This is a genomic window from Pseudomonas sp. W2-17, from assembly GCF_041060445.1.
GTDB lineage: Bacteria > Pseudomonadota > Gammaproteobacteria > Pseudomonadales > Pseudomonadaceae > Aquipseudomonas.
Genome location: NZ_JAUFNS010000013.1, coordinates 1 through 17,623 on the forward strand (window position 1 = coordinate 1; position 17,623 = coordinate 17,623).

At 59.4% G+C, this 17,623-nt stretch carries 18 protein-coding genes; 12 read left to right on the forward strand and 6 right to left on the reverse strand.

Annotation, left to right across the window (positions count from 1 at the left end; translation table 11 throughout):
* Positions 1-316 precede the first annotated feature (316 nt).
* The gene (locus QWI20_RS16875; RefSeq protein ID WP_369306421.1) at positions 317-1,456 is read left to right on the forward strand and encodes a colicin E3/pyocin S6 family cytotoxin; all 1,140 of its coding nucleotides are present in this window, start codon (positions 317-319) and stop codon (positions 1,454-1,456) included.
* An 11-nt stretch (positions 1,457-1,467) separates the two neighbouring features.
* The gene (locus tag QWI20_RS16880) at positions 1,468-1,707 is read left to right on the forward strand and encodes a pyocin S6 family toxin immunity protein (RefSeq protein WP_369306422.1); all 240 of its coding nucleotides are present in this window, start codon (positions 1,468-1,470) and stop codon (positions 1,705-1,707) included.
* Between the two features lie 121 nt (positions 1,708-1,828).
* On the opposite strand, the gene QWI20_RS16885 is transcribed toward QWI20_RS16880, so the two are convergent.
* The gene (locus QWI20_RS16885; protein ID WP_192172776.1) at positions 1,829-3,505 is read right to left on the reverse strand and encodes a DEAD/DEAH box helicase; all 1,677 of its coding nucleotides are present in this window, start codon (positions 3,503-3,505) and stop codon (positions 1,829-1,831) included.
* A 414-nt stretch (positions 3,506-3,919) separates the two neighbouring features.
* Between QWI20_RS16885 and QWI20_RS16890 the strand changes: the two genes are divergently transcribed.
* Positions 3,920-4,711 (forward strand): crotonase/enoyl-CoA hydratase family protein, encoded by a 792-nt coding sequence (locus QWI20_RS16890; protein WP_369306423.1) that lies wholly within the window; start codon positions 3,920-3,922, stop codon positions 4,709-4,711.
* Here QWI20_RS16890 and QWI20_RS16895 read toward each other — a convergent pair whose 3' ends face one another.
* A complete protein-coding gene (locus QWI20_RS16895) occupies positions 4,712-5,467 on the reverse strand; it encodes a spermidine synthase (protein ID WP_369306424.1) in 756 nt (251 codons plus the stop codon).
* 227 nt (positions 5,468-5,694) lie between these two features.
* Between QWI20_RS16895 and QWI20_RS16900 the strand changes: the two genes are divergently transcribed.
* Positions 5,695-7,041 (forward strand): class II 3-deoxy-7-phosphoheptulonate synthase, encoded by a 1,347-nt coding sequence (locus QWI20_RS16900; RefSeq protein ID WP_369306425.1) that lies wholly within the window; start codon positions 5,695-5,697, stop codon positions 7,039-7,041.
* A 189-nt stretch (positions 7,042-7,230) separates the two neighbouring features.
* On the opposite strand, the gene QWI20_RS16905 is transcribed toward QWI20_RS16900, so the two are convergent.
* Positions 7,231-8,478: a winged helix-turn-helix domain-containing protein gene (locus QWI20_RS16905; protein WP_369306426.1), complete on the reverse strand. Its 1,248-nt coding sequence runs from the start codon at positions 8,476-8,478 to the stop codon at positions 7,231-7,233.
* Between the two features lie 49 nt (positions 8,479-8,527).
* Complete coding sequence (locus QWI20_RS16910) at positions 8,528-8,761, reverse strand: DUF1127 domain-containing protein (RefSeq protein WP_369306427.1); 234 nt, start codon at positions 8,759-8,761, stop codon at positions 8,528-8,530.
* A gap of 96 nt (positions 8,762-8,857) precedes the next feature.
* Between QWI20_RS16910 and QWI20_RS16915 the strand changes: the two genes are divergently transcribed.
* Positions 8,858-9,712 (forward strand): LysR substrate-binding domain-containing protein, encoded by an 855-nt coding sequence (locus tag QWI20_RS16915; protein WP_065993052.1) that lies wholly within the window; start codon positions 8,858-8,860, stop codon positions 9,710-9,712.
* Positions 9,713-9,731: 19 nt separating this feature from the next.
* On the opposite strand, the gene QWI20_RS16920 is transcribed toward QWI20_RS16915, so the two are convergent.
* Positions 9,732-10,478 carry a sulfite exporter TauE/SafE family protein gene (locus QWI20_RS16920; RefSeq protein WP_369306549.1) on the reverse strand — a complete coding sequence of 249 codons (747 nt, stop codon included), beginning with the start codon at positions 10,476-10,478 and terminating at the stop codon, positions 9,732-9,734.
* A gap of 222 nt (positions 10,479-10,700) precedes the next feature.
* On the opposite strand from QWI20_RS16920, the gene QWI20_RS16925 reads away from it, so the two are divergent.
* The 7 genes from QWI20_RS16925 to QWI20_RS16955 all read left to right on the forward strand — a co-directional run bounded on the left by QWI20_RS16925 (position 10,701) and on the right by QWI20_RS16955 (position 16,889).
* Entirely contained in the window at positions 10,701-11,174 is a 474-nt protein-coding gene (locus QWI20_RS16925; protein WP_369306428.1) for a MarR family winged helix-turn-helix transcriptional regulator, read from the forward strand.
* Positions 11,175-11,329: 155 nt separating this feature from the next.
* Positions 11,330-11,749 (forward strand): organic hydroperoxide resistance protein, encoded by a 420-nt coding sequence (locus QWI20_RS16930; RefSeq protein ID WP_369306429.1) that lies wholly within the window; start codon positions 11,330-11,332, stop codon positions 11,747-11,749.
* 51 nt (positions 11,750-11,800) lie between these two features.
* Complete coding sequence (locus tag QWI20_RS16935; RefSeq protein ID WP_369306430.1) at positions 11,801-12,820, forward strand: alpha/beta hydrolase; 1,020 nt, start codon at positions 11,801-11,803, stop codon at positions 12,818-12,820.
* Between the two features lie 263 nt (positions 12,821-13,083).
* Positions 13,084-13,581 (forward strand): hypothetical protein, encoded by a 498-nt coding sequence (locus QWI20_RS16940; RefSeq protein WP_369306431.1) that lies wholly within the window; start codon positions 13,084-13,086, stop codon positions 13,579-13,581.
* A gap of 108 nt (positions 13,582-13,689) precedes the next feature.
* Positions 13,690-15,558 carry a PAAR domain-containing protein gene (locus QWI20_RS16945; RefSeq protein ID WP_369306432.1) on the forward strand — a complete coding sequence of 623 codons (1,869 nt, stop codon included), beginning with the start codon at positions 13,690-13,692 and terminating at the stop codon, positions 15,556-15,558.
* Positions 15,545-16,216 (forward strand): DUF2931 family protein, encoded by a 672-nt coding sequence (locus QWI20_RS16950; RefSeq protein ID WP_369306433.1) that lies wholly within the window; start codon positions 15,545-15,547, stop codon positions 16,214-16,216. The genes QWI20_RS16945 and QWI20_RS16950 overlap by 14 nt, the downstream gene beginning before the upstream one ends.
* Entirely contained in the window at positions 16,203-16,889 is a 687-nt protein-coding gene (locus tag QWI20_RS16955; protein ID WP_369306434.1) for a DUF2931 family protein, read from the forward strand. The genes QWI20_RS16950 and QWI20_RS16955 overlap by 14 nt, the downstream gene beginning before the upstream one ends.
* Before the next feature lie 149 nt (positions 16,890-17,038).
* Here QWI20_RS16955 and QWI20_RS16960 read toward each other — a convergent pair whose 3' ends face one another.
* Entirely contained in the window at positions 17,039-17,608 is a 570-nt protein-coding gene (locus tag QWI20_RS16960; RefSeq protein ID WP_037011849.1) for an elongation factor P, read from the reverse strand.
* Between the last annotated feature and the right edge of the window lie 15 nt (positions 17,609-17,623).

The following is a 17,623-nucleotide window of genomic DNA, read 5'->3' on the forward strand; positions in this document are numbered from 1 at the left end:
GTTACTGGCCTGAGGAGGGCTTTTTTTCTCTTTGCATAAATAAAGAATACCCCGAGTTGATCGGGGCATTTTTTGATTAGCTGCTGGTTATTTCGTTTTCACACGGTCTGTGTAGGACCGGCTTTAGCCGGGAAGAGGCCAGCGTGGGCGCCATCAGTTTTGCGGTGTTGCACCTGACGCTTTCCCGGCTGAAGCCGGTCCCACTGACATCATAAGCCTGTCCGCACGGCAACATCCCGTAACCGCCCCATCGTTGACCACTCGTCGGACCGCCTGCATCCTGCGCCGCCTTAAATTGGCGGGCATCAGGAAGGTCATGTTCAAGGACGATAAAGAAGATCCCTTTTGGGCTAACTCGATCTTCAAAGGCACTACGCTTCCCAACGGAGGCGCGTCGTGGGCAGCGTGGAACCCGCCTCCCGAACCCGTGCGGGTGCCCACTCCAATGCCTGAGCGCTGGCCCGAGCCGAAGGCGCGTACCGACAAGGTATTCGCTAAATCCTGTACCGGGGAATGGTGCAGCACTGCCGCCGGAACCACAGTAGAACCCGTCTCCAACTTCGGCGCGATCATGATGGCGGGCGCCATGCTGCTGCCCTCTGCCTCCGACGCCATTGCCGCCGCACTCGGCGCAGACATGGGATTAGGCCGAATGGCCGGTGGCGGCATCATGCAGCGCAGCCACACTTGGCTGCTTCGCGGAGCCGGCGGACCGGCGAGTCTCTTCATTGTGGGCATGCTCCCGGCGAAGATGGGCGACGGCACGCTCTACACCGATGACGAATTGCGCAACCTGACTCAGGCAACAACACGGGTGCGTTTCCAGCTGCGCCTGGATGCCGAAGGCGAATTGCAGATTTACGGCATCCATTCCAAGGCATCAGGCGACGATTCGGTCCGCACCGTGCAAGCCCGCTGGAATGCCGACAAAAGCGCGATGGAAGCCCATCTCAACGGCGTCACCATTCTCATGACGCCGCGCCGAGGTCGATACGGGACGCTGGAACCGCTGGTTTATCCTGAAAACAGCGACGCGCGCTTAGGCACCATTCTCGTCCACCCGATCCCGGACGACGCCGACAGCCAGCTCGAAGGCCTCCCCGGCGACGACATCACCGCAGAAGACTGCATCCTCGTCTTCCCCGCTGATTCGGGGCTGAGGTCGATGTATGTGGTGTATGCGCGGCCGTTTAATGGGGATCATGGGTATCATCCGCCACCCGCTGGACTTGAAGCCTTCCCAGATGCAGTGAAAGTGACCGGTAAAACAAAGGTCCAAGGTGGAGGTGGTCTTCGCAAACGCTGGAAGGATGGCAAGGCCCGTATATTGGAATGGGACAGCCAACATGGAGCGGTTGAGATTTACGATAAACAAGGTAAGCACCTGGGTGAGTTCGACGCCGTCACTGGCGAGCAAACCAAACCAGCACAGCCCGGCCGCAAAGTAGAAAAATAGGAGCTACCTCCATGTACCTAGAGATTAATGGTTTTCTGCCGAATGATGATCCGGACGATTCTTTGAAATACGAGCTGGCAGTGGACAGAGCGCTGACTGATCAGATAGTCAGCGTTCTCGGCCACGAAAGTCTTAATGCCATGGCTGCAGCCGAATGGCCTCTTAAGAGTAAGCAAGTTGCAGAGCTCTCGTTACTGCTTGGACAGCCCCTCCCCTCGCATCTGGCATTATTCATAGGCGTCGTCGCGTAGGCGTCATCACCGTGGCTCAAAGTGAGTCTCCACTCAAGCCCAGCAAATCGCCAAATCTCACACAAAAAAAATCCCCGAACCAGTCGGGGATTTTTATTCGGACGATCAGCTCAAGAGCAGATCAGTCCTCGCGATAGCGACGCAGCTTCAGCTGCTTACCGGCAACGCGGGTGTCTTTCAGCTTGGCCAGCAGACGCTCGAGGCCGTCTTCCGGCAGCTCGACGAGGCTGAAGCTGTCACGCACCTGGATGCGACCGATTGCTTCGCGAGCCAGACCGCCTTCGTTGAGGATGGCGCCCAGCAGGTTTTTCGCAGCGATGCCGTCGCGGGCACCCAGCGCGGTACGGCAGCGAGCACGGCCTTCGGCCAACGGCACCGGGGCACGACGTTCGCGATCGCCACGATCAGGACGGTCGCCTGCTGGACGCTCAGGACGATCACCACGTGGCGCGTTGTTCGGCACCAGTGGACGTTCTTTTTCGATCGCGCTCAGGGTCAGCGCCTGACCATTGGTGGCCTTGCGCAGCAGAGCAGCGGCCAAGGCACGCGGAGTGCAACCGATGTCGGCAGTCAGGCGGTCCAGCAGTTCGCCATGGCTTGCTTCGGCATCAGCAACCAGCGGCGACAGGCTGTTGGTCAGTTTCTTGATGCGGGCATCGAGAACGGCCTGGGAGTCCGGCAGGCGGACTTCGGCGATTTTCTGACCAGTCATGCGCTCGATCACTTGCAGCATGCGACGCTCACGCGGCGTTACCAGCAACAGCGCGCGACCTTCGCGACCGGCACGACCAGTACGGCCGATACGGTGAACGTAGGCTTCCGGGTCGTACGGCATATCAACGTTGAACACGTGGGTGATACGCGGAACGTCAAGACCACGAGCAGCAACGTCGGTCGCAACAACGATGTCCAGACGGCCATCCTTGAGGGAGTCGATGACGCGCTCACGCTGGTTCTGGGCGATGTCGCCGTTCAGCGCAGCAGCCTTGTAGCCTTTGGCTTCAAGGGCGCTGGCCAGATCCAGAGTGGCCTGCTTGGTGCGCACGAACATGATCAGGGCGTCGAAATCTTCGACTTCCAGCAGGCTCAGTACGGCAGAGGTCTTCTGGTCAGCGTGAACCAGCAGGTGAGCCTGCTCGATCGCGGTAACGGTTTGGGTCTTGCTCTGGATCTTGACGTGTTTCGGGTCTTTCAGGTGACGCTCTGCGATCGCGCGGATCGACTGCGGCAGGGTCGCCGAGAACAGCACGGTCTGACGCGTTTCAGGCATGGCCTTGAAGATGACTTCGAGGTCATCCATAAAGCCCAGCTTGAGCATTTCGTCGGCTTCGTCGAGAACCAGGTGGTTCACGGTCGCCAGGACTTTCTCGTCACGACGCAGGTGGTCGCACAGACGACCCGGAGTAGCGACGACGATTTGAGCGCCGTTACGAATGGCTTTCAGCTGCGGGCCCATCGGCGCGCCGCCGTAGACAGCCACAACGGTCACGCCCGGCATTTGCTTGGCGTAGGTTTCGAACGCGGTGGCCACTTGCAGGGCCAGCTCACGAGTCGGCGCGAGGATCAGCGCTTGCGGCTCGCGTTTCGTCGGGTCGATCAGGCTCAGGATTGGCAGAGCGAAGGCGGCGGTTTTACCGGTACCTGTCTGCGCCTGACCGATCATGTCGTGACCAGCGAGAATAATTGGGATCGATTGCTGCTGAATGGCCGAAGGCTCTTCGTAGCCGGTAGCGATAACAGCTGCAAGAATGGTCGGGTGAAGGTTAAGAGCGGCGAAGCCGCCGGATTCCTGGGTCATGGGTCTGCCTCTGAGTGCATCCGCAAAGACCCATGCTTCAAAGCTGCGCGTGCCGTGTAAGACCCTAGAGTCACCCTGGCTGCTTTGTCGGCGGGGATTTGCGAAAACGTATTGATGAATGGATCGTCATGGGTGATTCGTGACCGAACCGATTCGAGAAGATGGCTTCGCGAACCTAAACCGTGACGAGGGCCCTATGAAAGGCCGGCGCGCACTATACCGGAATTGCTGAAACAAGTGAGGATTTTTTTCGCGAAACAGCCCCTTGCGGCCAACTGTCACAGGCTTTGCGCAAAGCTGCGTCAGTGTCTACTTTTCAAGTGCCCGGTATCGGTTGCGAGCAGAGCTTAAACGATTCACCCAGACAGTGCGACACCCCACCCTCCTTTCTCCTCATCTGCAGGACATAGCGACATGACCTCTTCGATCAAAGGCCACGTCAGCCGGGAACAGCGCGGCGCAATCATGCTCATCGGTCTGGACCGGGTCGCCAAACGCAACGCCTTCGACCTGGACATGCTCAATCAGTTGAGCCTGGCCTACGGCGAGTTCGAGCGTAACGATCAGGCACGGGTCGCGGTGGTGTTTGCCCATGGCGATCATTTCACCGGCGGGCTCGATCTGGCCGAGGCCGGCCCGGCATTGCGTGAGGGCTGGACACTGCCGCCCGGCGGTTACGATCCCTGGGGGCTGTCGATCGGTCCGCGGGTCAGCAAGCCGGTGATCGTCGCGGCCCAAGGGTGGTGCCTGACGCTGGGCATCGAGCTGATGCTCGCCTCCGATATCAACCTGTGCGCGAGCAATGCCCGCTTCGCCCATCTGGAAGTGCAGCGCGGCATTTTTGCCTGCGCCGGCTCAACCCTGCGGCTGCACCAGATCGCAGGTTGGGGCAATGCCATGCGCTGGCTTTTGACGGGCGATGAATTCGATGCCCACGAAGCCTGCCGCATGGGCCTGGTGCAGGAAGTGATGGCACCCGAGGACCTTCTGCCCTCGGCGCTGCGCCTGGCCCAACACATTGCCGACCGCGCACCGTTGGGGATTCGCACCACTCTGGAGTCCTCACGTCAGGCGCTGCTCGAAGGTGAAAGCGTGGCGGCCAAGGCGTTGCCGGCGCTGGTCCGGCGGGTGCTCGACAGCGAGGACGCCAAAGAAGGCCTGCAGGCGCTGCTGGAAAAACGCCCGCCGCTGTTCAGGGGTTGCTGATCAGGTCGCAGGCCGCAGCGTATTGATCAGCGGCAACAGCGAATAGCCCAGGTGCGGCGCGAGGTTTTCGGCGCGCAGGGTCAGGGCGTCAATGTCCAGCGTCTGGTCCAGGTCGGCAGGCACGATAAGGATGACGTTGCCCTCCTTGACCGGCAGCTCCCAGTAATGGCGGTGATACAAACCGCGCAGCAGCGCCGCGCCCAAAGGTTTGCCATCGTCCGACGCCCACTGATTGATGATCAGCCAGCCGCCGGGGTTGAGGCGCTGTTGGCATTTCTCGAGAAACCCCCAGGCCAGATGGCCCACGGCGGGACCGGTATCGGTGTACAGGTCGACGAAGATCAGGTCCGCGTCCTCGGCGGTCGGCAGCAGGTCGAGGGCGTCGCCGATGCGCACATACAGCCGGGGATCGTCCTGCAGGCCCATGAATTCCATGGCCAGACGCGGCACGTCGGGGCGCAGTTCGATGGCTTCGACGTCGTCCAGAGGCAGAAACTTCAGACACGCCTGGGTCAGCGTGCCCGCGCCCAACCCCATGAACAACGCGCTTTCCGGGGCGGGATGGCACAGCGCGCCAATGAACATGGCGCGGGTGTAGTCGTATTCGAGCCAGGCCGGATCGGCCGTGAACGTGCAGCTTTGCTCGATGGCGTCACCGAACTCCAGGAAGCGGTAATCGGCCACTTCAAGTACACGGATCTTGCCGAATTCGTCGTGAACTTCGGCCAACACGTGCTCTACGCGTTCCTCGGTCATTGCTGTTCTCGTGCCCATGGTCAAAGTGATCGGGATCGCGCCCGCAGGGATCGGCCTCGCCGCACTCAGCGATTGGCGTTGCCGTGCGCCGCGCCTCGTGTGCAGACAGACGCAAGAGGCAACCCGGAAAAGCGCGGATTGTCGGCGAATCGCGCCACGCAGGTCACGCAAATTCTCGGGGTGAGCTGCTAACATGCCTGCCCGATCGCACTGACTTCGAGTTCAACATGAGCCAACCCTGGAGCCCCGACAGCTGGCGCAACCTGCCTATCCAGCAGCAACCTCAATACCCCGACGCCGACCATGTTCGCCGTGTCGAGCAGACCCTCGCCAGCTATCCCCCGCTGGTGTTTGCCGGGGAAGCGCGCGAGCTGCGCAGGCAGTTTGCCGAGGTGACCGAGGGCCGGGCGTTTCTGCTGCAGGGTGGCGACTGCGCCGAGAGCTTCTTTGAGTTTTCCGCTGCGAAAATCCGCGACACCTTCAAGGTGCTGCTGCAAATGGCGATCGTCATGACCTTTGCCGCCGGCTGCCCGGTGGTCAAGGTCGGGCGCATGGCGGGGCAATTCGCCAAGCCGCGGTCTTCCAACGACGAGACGATAGACGGCGTCACTCTGCCGGCCTATCGCGGCGACATCGTCAACGGCATCGGTTTCGACGAGAAGAGCCGCGTGCCCGACCCGGATCGTCTGCTGCAGGCGTATCACCAGTCCACCGCGACCCTCAATCTGCTGCGTGCTTTCGCCCAGGGCGGTTTCGCCGACCTGCATCAAGTGCACAAGTGGAACCTGGATTTCATCGCCAATTCGGCGCTGTCGGACAAATACAGCCAACTCGCCGATCGCATCGACGAGACCCTGGCGTTCATGCGCGCTTGCGGCATGGACACCTCGCCGCAGCTGCGCGAAACCAGTTTCTTCACCGCCCACGAAGCGTTGCTGCTGAATTTCGAGGAAGCCTTCGTCCGCCGCGACAGCCTGACCAATGATTTCTACGATTGCTCGGCGCACATGCTGTGGATTGGCGACCGCACGCGGCAACTGGATGGCGCCCACGTGGAATTCCTGCGCGGCGTGAAGAACCCGATCGGCGTCAAGGTCGGCCCGAGCATGAACACCGACGACCTGATTCGCCTGATCGATATCCTCAACCCGGACAACGATCCGGGCCGCCTGAACCTGATTGCGCGCATGGGTGCCAACAAGGTCGGCGACCATTTGCCGGGGCTGATCCGTGCCGTCGAGCGCGAAGGCAAGAAGGTGCTGTGGAGTTCGGACCCGATGCACGGCAACACGATCAAGGCCAGCAGCGGTTACAAGACCCGCGACTTCGCCCAGATCCTGGCGGAAGTGAAGCAGTTCTTTCAGGTGCATCAGGCGGAAGGGACCTACGCCGGTGGCATCCACATCGAGATGACAGGACAGAACGTTACCGAATGCATCGGCGGCGCCCGTCCGATTACCGAAGATGGCTTGTCAGACCGTTACCACACCCACTGTGATCCACGGATGAATGCCGATCAGTCGCTGGAACTGGCGTTTTTGATTGCCGAGACGTTAAAGCAGGTGCGTCGGTAGGTCGTGATGGGACCGACTGTAGGAGTGAGCTTGCTCGCGATGAGGCATTAACAGACACCCTTGCAGCGTCTGAATGACCGCATCGCGAGCAAGCTCACTCCTACAATGAACCGCGAATAAGAGATGCAGTAAACGCCGCCCGCGCATTGCTCCCCGCCCCTTCCCGGCTAAAGCCGGTCCTACGTTTCATTACAGATGATCAAAACCGCTGGCCACAAACGCCTCCCGCAAGCGCGCCGCACTGGCGCGCTGGCAGTTGATCAGCACATCAGGCAGCTCCAGCCAGTTGGCCAGTTGCCGCAAGTGGAATGCGAGGGCGTGCATGCCTTCGTCATCCAGTCCGGGTTGCTCTTCGTGAACCCCATGAACTGCCAGACGCCCCGCCGCCCTTTCAGCACGCAGGTCAATGCGCGCGGCGATGCGTTCGTTGTGCAGAAACGGCAGCACGTAATAGCCGTACACCCGCTTGTGCGCCGGGGTGTAGATCTCCAGTCGGTAGTGGAAATCGAACAGCCGCTCGGTGCGCGCCCGCTCCCAGATCAGTGAATCAAACGGCGACAGCAACGCGCTGGCGGCAATCTTGCGCGGCACGGTCAGCCCCGGAAGTGTGTACGCCGGTTGCTTCCAGCCCTGCACCTGAACCTGCTGAACCGCGCCCTCCTCCACCAGTTCCGCCAAACCGCGCTTGGCCGGTGCCGGGTCCTGCCGAAAATAATCGCGGACGTCCTTTTCGGTACCGACGCCCAGCGCTTTGACCGCATGCAGCAGCAAGCCGCGCTGGGCATCGGATTCGCTGACATCAGGGTGATTGACGATCGCCGACGGCAGAACCCGCTCGGGCAGATCGTACAGCCGCTCGAAACCGCGACGGCCGGCGACCGTGACCTCACCCGCTGCAAACAACCATTCCAGCGCATGCTTTTCGGCGCTCCAGTCCCACCAGGGTCCGGCGCGCTCCTGCCGGGTGCTGATGCTCCCCGCGCCCAACGCGCCCTGCTCGCGGACGGTCTGCAGCACCCGGGCGATAACGGTCTGCTGCTCGCGGCCGAACTTCGCCAGTTGCTGATAAATGCCCTCGCCCTGGGACGCGCGCTGCATCCGCCAGCGCATCAGCGGGTACAGCTCGACCGGCAGCAACGACGCCTCGTGGCCCCAGTATTCAAACAGCTTGCGATGCCGCCCCTGGCTCCACGCCGCCTGCTCCAGCAATGTGCGCGAATAAGGGCCGAGCCGGGAAAACAGCGGCAAGTAGTGCGATCGCACCAGCGCATTGACCGAATCGATCTGCAGCACCCCGAGTCGTTGGACCAGTTGCGTGACGTGCGCTGCCTTGATCGTCGCAGGCGGCTGGCGGCTGTTGAAGCCTTGGGCGGCCAGCGCGAGGCGACGCGCGTGCTTGAGGGAAAGGGGCGGGTAAATCGACGGTTCGGCGGGCATTGCGACCTCCATGGCGGTGCCCAACGCTAACCGATCCCCCGCTGCTCTGTCAGTGCTTCATCGGGTCATCCCAGAAAGGACGCTCCATTTCTTCGTAGACATCCGCCCGGCTCAAACCCAGGTCTTTCAGCGCGTCATCGCTTAGCGTGGCCAGTTCGACGCGCTGCCGATGCAGCTTGCGCCAGCGAGCGACGTGCGCCACTAACGACTTCCACCAACGTTCCGGCGCGGATTCCCGCGACAGAGGTTTTGCGACCAGTACGTAACCTTTTTGACCTTTCATCGTCTTGCCCTCCAGTGGGGATGGGCAGATTCTCTCGCCGCGCCTAAGATCAATCCAACGAATGTTTCTTATGCACTGCATCTGGGAGATTGATGCATGACCACTTACCCGAGTATCGACAGCGAGCTGCTGCGCACCTTTGTCGCGATCGCCGATGAGGGCGGTTACACCAAGGCGGGCGAGGTGGTGAATCGCACGCAGTCGGCCGTGAGCATGCAGATGAAACGGCTCGAGGAGGACGTGGTGCGACGCCCGTTGTTTCTCAAAGACGGCCGCACCATCAGTTTCACGGCCGAAGGCCAGGTGCTACTGGGTTACGCGCGACGGATCCTGAAACTGCACAGCGAAGTGTTCAACACCCTGCGCGAGCCGCACATGGTCGGCACGGTGAAGATCGGTACGCCGGATGATTACGTGATGCGCTTTCTGCCGGGGATTCTGCAGCGCTTTGCCCAGGCGTATCCGCTGGTGCAGGTGGAAGTGCATTGCGAGTCTTCGTCGCAATTGCTGCAACGCCAGGACCTGGACCTGAGCATCGTCACCCGTGAACCCGGCAAGGAAATCGGCCAGATCCTGCGCCAGGAGCGGTTTGTCTGGGCAGTCGGCGCAGGCTTTTGCCCACAGGAGCAGACGCCGATGCCGCTGGCGATGTTCAACACCGATTGCTTTTGCCGCCAGTGGGCAATCAACGCGCTGCAGGCGTCCGGCCGTGAATTCCGAGTGGCCTACACTAGCGCGAGCCTGTCAGCGATCATGGCGGTGGTCAGTGCCGGCCTGGCAGTAACGGCGCAGTTGCAAAGCCTGATCACCTCGGACCTGGAAGTGCTGGGTGAACAGCACGGGCTGCCGCAGTTGCCGTCGGCGAGCATCGTGCTGCTGCGCAACCCCAATAACCCATCGCCGATCACCGAATGCCTGGCCGATCACATTGCTGAAGGGTTCAGGCTGTAACAAGTACTATCGCGCTAGATCACAGCTTGAAGCACAGCATGATCGCGCAGATCACCAGAAAGCCGCAGAACAGCGAGCGCAACACGCGCTCTGGCAAACTGTGGGCCAGCGCGACGCCCCAACTGATACTCGCCAGCCCGCCAATGGCCAGCGGAATGCCCATCAGCCAGTCGACGTGGCCGTGCAACGCGTAGGTCGCCAGCGTGATCGTGGTGCTCGGCGCCGCCAGTGCCAGCGCCAGGCCTTGGGCCGCCACCTGGGTCGCGCCGAACAGGCCGGTCAGAATCGGCGTCGCAATCACTCCGCCGCCGACGCCGAACAGCCCGGCGGTGACACCCGAGCCGAGGCCCAGCAGCCACAACCATCGGGTGTGACGCAGCTCGGCGCCGGCGCTGCCTTTGCGCCAGAACATCTGGATCAGGTTGAACAGCGTCAGCACGACGAGAAACCCGACGAAGCCCAAGCGCATGCTTTGCGGGTCAATGCGCACGGCCCACAGCGAGGTCAGCCAGGACATCGTGAAACTGGGCACGATGAGCATCAGTGCATGACGCACCGACACCCGATTGCGCTGGTTGTAGCGCCACAGCGCCAGCAGCACATTGGGCAGCACCATCAATAACGCCGTGCCCTGGGCCAGTTGCTGGTCGAGCCCGAACAACACGCCCAACGCCGGAATGGCCACCAGCCCGCCGCCAATGCCGAACAGTCCGCCCAGCGTGCCCATGGCGGCGCCCAGCAGCAGGTACATCAATACATCGACAATCCGGGCGATCCTCTGAACCGATTTCAGCGCGCATGCTACGCAGTCAGCACCGCCGAGGAAATCCGCTTTGGCGATATCCAGGATGTCCACCCGACGCACAAACAGCGACGTTTACCTCCGATCGATAGAGAGCCACACGCCGGGCGATTACCGAAATTATCTGGTGCATTAAACATCAGGGCACTAAATTACCGAGCATTACTGACTGAGCGAGGGACACCCATGAACGCCAACGAGCCCACCCACAAGGCCGGCGCTGGCAGTTGCGATGAATTGCTGCTGGATAACCAGCTGTGCTTCGCCCTGTACTCGACTTCGCTGATGATGACCAAGGTCTACAAGCCGTTGCTGCAGGAGCTGAAGCTGACTTACCCGCAATACCTGGCGATGCTGGTGCTGTGGGAGCGCGACGGCCTGACCGTAGGAGAAGTCAGCACTCGCCTGCTGACTGACCCCGGCTCGCTGACGCCGCTGCTCAAACGTCTGGAAGTCGAAGGCCTGATCCGCCGGACCCGCAGCAAGGAAGATGAACGCGTTGTGCTGCTGACCCTGACCGAGCCAGGCAAGGCGCTGCACGCAAAGGCGCAAAGCGTTCCGCAATGCATTCTGGCCGCCAGCGGCATCAGTCTTGAGCAGCTCAAGGCCCTGCAGAAAGATCTGCTCGCGCTGCGTGGAAATCTCCACGAAAGCATCTGATCAACCGCGCAATCGGGCCCTCTGAAAAAATCTTAGAAATTTATCTTGCGCGCTAAACATTAGCGCAGTACATTCTCCCTCACTTGCTTAGCGCACAAACATTTAGCGCCAAGCTAAAGCTCGAATCCAGAACCATCAGCACGTGAGGAATTACCATGCAAGCTCTCTACACCGCAGTCGCAACCGCAACCGGTGGCCGTGATGGCCGCGCTGTTTCCGACAACAAAATCCTCGACGTCAAACTGGCCACGCCTAAAGAACTGGGCGGCGCAGGCGGCGAAGCCACCAACCCTGAGCAACTGTTCGCTGCCGGTTACTCGGCCTGCTTCATCGGCGCACTGAAATTCGTTGCCAGCCAGAGCAAGAAAACCATCCCCGCTGACGCATCGATTACTGCCCATGTCGGCATCGGCCAGATCCCCGGCGGTTTCGGTCTGGACATCGACCTGCACATCAGCCTGCCGGGCCTCGAACAAGCCGAAGCTCAAGCGCTGGTCGATGCAGCCCACCAGGTCTGCCCTTACTCCAACGCCACACGCGGCAACGTCGACGTTCGTCTGCACGTGACTGTGTAAAAGCCTGGCGTAAGACCTCGCCTCCAACCCTCGTCTGACCGGGAGAAGAACATGAACACCTTTGGCAAGATTGTGGCTGGCTCGCTCCTCGCACTGTCCGTCGGCAACGCTTTCGCGGCAACCGACACGGGCGTCGAGCACAACACGCAGGCGTTTCTGGACGCGCTGAATTCGGGAAGCGGCAAGCCGATCGAACAGCTTTCGCCCAAAGATGCCCGCGCCGTGCTGACCGGTGCCCAGGCCGGGGTCAAGCTGACCCTGCCCAAGGCCGATGTCAGCCAGAAGACGATTTCGGTGGACGGCCAGAACATCAGCCTGACGATCGTTCGTCCGGCGGGCGTCAAAGGCACCTTGCCGGTGTTCATGTACTTCCACGGCGGCGGCTGGGTGCTCGGCGATTACCCGACCCACGAACGTCTGGTGCGGGATCTGGTGGAGGGTTCGGGCGCAGTGGCGGTGTTCGTCAACTACACCCCTTCGCCTGAAGCGCACTACCCGACGGCGATCAACCAGGCCTATGCGGCGACCAAATGGGTCGCCGAGCATGGCAAGGAAATCAACGTCGACGGCAAGCGTCTGGCGGTGGCGGGCAACAGCGTCGGCGGCAACATGGCGACGGTCGTCAGCCTGATGGCCAAAGACAAAGGCACCCCGGCCATCCGTTACCAGGTGCTGTTGTGGCCGGTGACTGATGCCAACTTCGATACCGGTTCGTACGATCAGTTTGCCGAGGGTCACTTCCTCACCCGCAACATGATGAAGTGGTTCTGGGACAACTACACCACCGATCCGAAACAGCGCGCCGAGATCTATGCCTCACCGCTGCGGGCCACGACCGATCAGTTGAAAGGTCTGCCGCCTGCCCTGGTGCAAACGGCGGGTGCTGACGTGCTGCGCGACGAAGGTGAAGCCTACGCTCGCAAGCTGGACCAGGCCGGTGTGCCGGTCACCGCGGTTCGCTACAACGGCATGATTCACGACTACGGCTTGCTGAACGTGGTCAGCCAGGTGCCGGAAGTGCGCTCGGCGCTGCTGCAGGCCTCGCAAGAGCTGAAGGTTCATCTGAAGTAAAAGCGTAAGCCGGCGTCAACCCGGCGCCCACCAGCAAACTGAAGCCCCTGAACTCGCCAGAGTCAGGGGCTTTTTGCTGAGTACGAATAGACACTTTCTGCAAGAAAAGGACGACGCGTTTTTCATTTCCGTCCTACGTCATCGCAGGCTAGGCGCTTCGGTTTCCGGCTTTGATCCTGATCATCATTTCTGCCCGACCCGCTCAATCACCCCGCATTGATTGATACGGCCCTCTCAGAATGATCACGACTCAGGACCTGAGCATGAATACCTCACTCGCTCCTATGTACACCAATGAAGTGACCGGCGACTTTCTTCAGTCGCTCGACACGCCCACCTTCACATCTGAGCAAATAGCTGGATTTCACGAAAAAGCTGCGGCGGTCATTCGCAAAAACGAAGCCTATTGCCTGGCCCATCCGCCCATCGGCATCTACCGGCTTGCCACTGAAGGCAGCCAGACCCGCAACGGCGGCATTGTTCAAGAAACGCAGTCGACTATCACGTGCACCCTGGAGAACGGCGAGCAAGTGCGCGTAGCGCATAAGGGAGACTGCGTTCGTTATCCCGATGGTTCCACGGCCCACATCATCACAGGCGCAGGGCACAGCAATAGCCACATTGCACTGGTGGGAAGCCGCTTGTGCAATGGCGACGACATCATCAACACGCCACAGCCCCACGTATTGTTCGTAGCCCGTCAGGGCGTCCCGTTGGCTGACGACTTTCTGCCCGCCGCTGGCAGCGCGAACGCCGAATAACACCCCACTTGCTTCCATTGCGCGACCTGCCCATCAGGCTTTCGCGTGGATCTCTCACATCTCCACTCTTTCGCGTGGACGCGACACCTGAACAGGGAACGAGCATCGATGGCTATCGGTTATTACATTCGACTGTACGACAAGACCAGCTGTGGCGGATTCGTTACGCAAGCAACCTCCCGCATGGTGTTGCACGGCATTGAACAGTCGCGAGAGGGCGACGCGGTGAAGTGTGGTGTGGACGGTAAAACCTATCGGATCAGAGGCGGAATTTCCCACAGGACCAGTGACGGCATTCGCCTGGCCGGCACCCTGGACAGTGTCAGCGGTTGCCCCTGTAGAGCCCGGTTGGAGGCATCGCTGTTCTGTGCAATCTACGAGAGCGAGGAAAGTGCGGCGGCACTAGCGGCCAAACCTTCTTCCGCCGCTGGTGACAGGCAAGGTGCTGCCGTTGCAGCTAAGTCCATGCCACTCAGTGCACGCCGTACTGCCGACGCGCAGAGGGAGCAGGACCTCGAAGAAGAAGAAGAGGAAGAAGTCGAGCAAAAGCAACTTATCACCTTGCGCCTTGGCGTGTTCTTTGATGGCACCGGTAACAACCAGGCCAACAGCGAAACGGTTGCAGGTTGCATGGCGCAGGATGTCGGGCTGGGAAATGAGGCCGAAGAGATTCAGAAGTTCTGTGCCGAGTTTGGCTATGGGATTGACGGGAGTGCGCCGGACAACAGCTTTGGGAATGAAACCTCGAATGTGGCGCGGCTTTATGATTTGTATAGGGACCATTCTGACGTCTCGATCGAGCCGGATGCTGAAGAAGCCGCACTAAAGGTTTATCTGGAAGGCATTGGGACTGTTAGCGGTGGCGAGGATGACCTGTGGGGGCAGGCGACTGGAATAGGGAAAAACGGGGTCGTTGCGCGGGTTGAGCAGAGTTCGGCATTGATCGTGGAGCGCTTGCTGAGATTTAACCGCAACAATCCTGAAGTAACTATTCGCCGTCTTGAGATCGATATATTCGGTTTCAGTCGTGGAGCCGCCGCGGCTCGTCATTTCGCCAATGACATACGAAAAGGCGTCGACAGCCTGCTTGCAAAAGCATTGCCTACCGATAAATCAATGTTCGTTGAAGGATTCGGTTGGCGAGTCCAGGATGATCTCCATCTGAACTTCATTGGTCTTTTTGACACCGTGCCAGCTATCGTCACGCCGTTAATGCTGGATTTCAGCCCCGGCAATGATCGCAACGGGGGACTCAACCTGGGACTTCCAACGGGTGCCGCTCGCAAAGTGGTGCATTTGGTAGCGCGGGATGAGCATCGCTTGAATTTCGCCCTGATTCGCACCGACAACGATATCGTTCTGCCCGGCTCGCACTCAGACATTGGTGGAGGCTACCGACCTCGTATGCGTGAACGGCTGCTGGTTGCGAAACCGGCCAGTAGCCAGGAACGAAAGAGCACGGCTAACGAACAGTCGCTTGCGTTTTCGCAATCCATTCAAAGCGTCGGTCCTTTGGTCAGGCGCTTAATAGATCAAGGTCTTGAGGTGGATATACATTGCCGCTCCGAAGACGATGAGCGCACGCAGGAAAATCAAATTCCCCTTCACAAGCAGGTTTACGTCCTCACCACACTTGATCGTGAAGTGGAGGGAGACTTGTCGAAGATTTATTTGCGGGTTATGCGTGAGCTAGCAGTACAGCACGGCGCCCCGCTCGATGTGATAAACGACCGCGACCAGCGCCTGTCCTTGCCCACTGATCTCGCCACTATTTCAGCGAAGATCCTGGATTATGCAACTGGTAGGAGAGCAACGCTTGATTTGAACACCGCTGAAGAGGCCTTGTTGTTACTACGGTACATCCATCTTTCAGCCAGTTGGAACGCAGTGAAAGACAGGAATAGAACGAGCGTCGGGCCCATGTTCATCAACCGGCCAACCAATAACCATCAGCGGATTGTTCATGGCAATCGGTAAGTTCAATTCGCTGATTGGATGTGTATTGGGTTTGATCTTGAGCGGATGCAGTAGCGCTAATGACTATGGCGTAGAGCTACCGTACGACGCATGGCGATTGGGCTTTCTGGCTCCCAACTACATGGAAGTCTGGATTGAGACAGCAAACGTCGTCGATGTGAAAGGCCGATTATTTAGACGTGCAATGAGTGGCGTGGCGGCAGTTCAGACTCCGCCCAACCTTAAGGGAACCCCGAGAGGATGGCCCAAAAACCCCGGGGATGGAGCAGGAAAACATGTTTGGCGTGCAGATGTCCCTCGGCTGATCTATGTACGCTGGCAATCGTTAGCAGAACCCCAAACCTATGACGCCTACATTGATATTCCGGAACGAATTCAGCAATCCATGCTTGAAGGCGGGAAAACCTATTGCGATTCAAGCAACGTATGGATCGATGACTACCGAAAGAATCTGGTGGTGGGACTCGCTCCCGGTGGTGTTGTCAAAACCTGGCTCATGGGAGTTTGTATCGACGCGATTGAAGTCAGCCGCGTGCAAGGTCGTATAGTCGAAAAAGGTCCTCATGAAGGCCATTCAAACGGCCTTTACTATCGCCCTCCCAATGAGGCGTCGCAAGCATACATCGACAAGTTCGGCATCCCTTATGACTCTTGGTAAAGGCCGATCAAACAACATCAGCGTCCTATTCGGATGCGCACTGGGCCTGATCCTGAGCGGATGCAGTAGCGCTAATGACTACGGCGTGGAGCTGCCTTACGACGCATGGCGACTGGGCTTCTTTGCTCCCAGCTACATGGAAGTCTGGATTGAGACAGCCGATGTAGTCGATGTCAAAGGGCGGTTATTCAAACGGGCCATGAGCGGAGTGGCGGGGATTCAGACCCCACCCAAGCTCCGGGGGAATCCAAAAGGCTGGCCTGAACAACTGGGCGACGGAAAAGGCAAGCACGTCTGGCGAGCAGATGTTCCCCGGCTGATCTACGTACGCTGGCAGTCTTTGGCCGAGCCACAAACCTACGAGGTTTACATTGATATCCCGAAGCAAATTCAGCGATCCATGCTTGAAGGCGGGAAAACCTATTGCGATTCAAGCAACGTATGGATCAATGACTACCGAAAGAATCTGGTGGTGGGACTCGCTCCCGGTGGTGTTGTCAAAACCTGGCTCATGGGAGTTTGCATTGATGCGATTGAAGTCAGCCGCGTACAAGGTCGCATAGTCGAGAAAGGTCCTCATGAAGGCCATTCAAACGGCCTTTACTATCGCCCACCCAATGAGGCATCGCAGGCCTACATCGACAAATTCGGCATCCCATACGATTCCTGGTAGGCCCAGTCGAAGATGAATCCCCGTAATAACCGCTCGCTCAGCCCCGCGTGACGCACCCAGCCCCGCAAAAACCCCCACAAAAAAGCCCGACTCGATGGTCGGGCTTTTTCATTTCCGGCATCACATCACCGGCATTACAAAAACTGTGCTTATTTGGCACGGCCTTTGTAGGAACCGCCTTCGCGGGTGTCGATTTCGATCTTGTCACCGATTTCGATGAAGTCAGCCACCTGCAGCTCGGTGCCGTTGGCCAGTTTGGCCGGCTTCATGACCTTGCCCGACGTGTCGCCACGAGCCGAACCTTCGGTGTAGTCGACGGTGCGCACGATGGTGGTAGGCAGCTCTACGGAAACCAGACGGTCTTCGAAGAAGATCGCTTCGCAGACGTCGGTCATGCCTTCTTCAACGAATGGCAGAACGGCTTCGATGTCTTCAGCGTTCAGCTCGTACATGGTGTAGTCGGTGGTGTCCATGAACGTGTAAGTGTCGCCGCTGATGAAAGACAGCGTGGCTTCTTTACGGTCCAGGATCACGTCTTCCAGCTTGTCATCGGCGCTGTAGACGATTTCGGTCTTGTAGCCGGTCAGCAGGTTCTTCAGCTTGGTCTTCATGATCGCGCTGTTACGGCCCGACTTGGTGAATTCAGCTTTCTGAACCAGCCAAGGATCGTTTTCCAGCTTGATCACGGTACCGGGTTTAAGCTCTTTACCAGTTTTCATTACGAGTATCCGAAT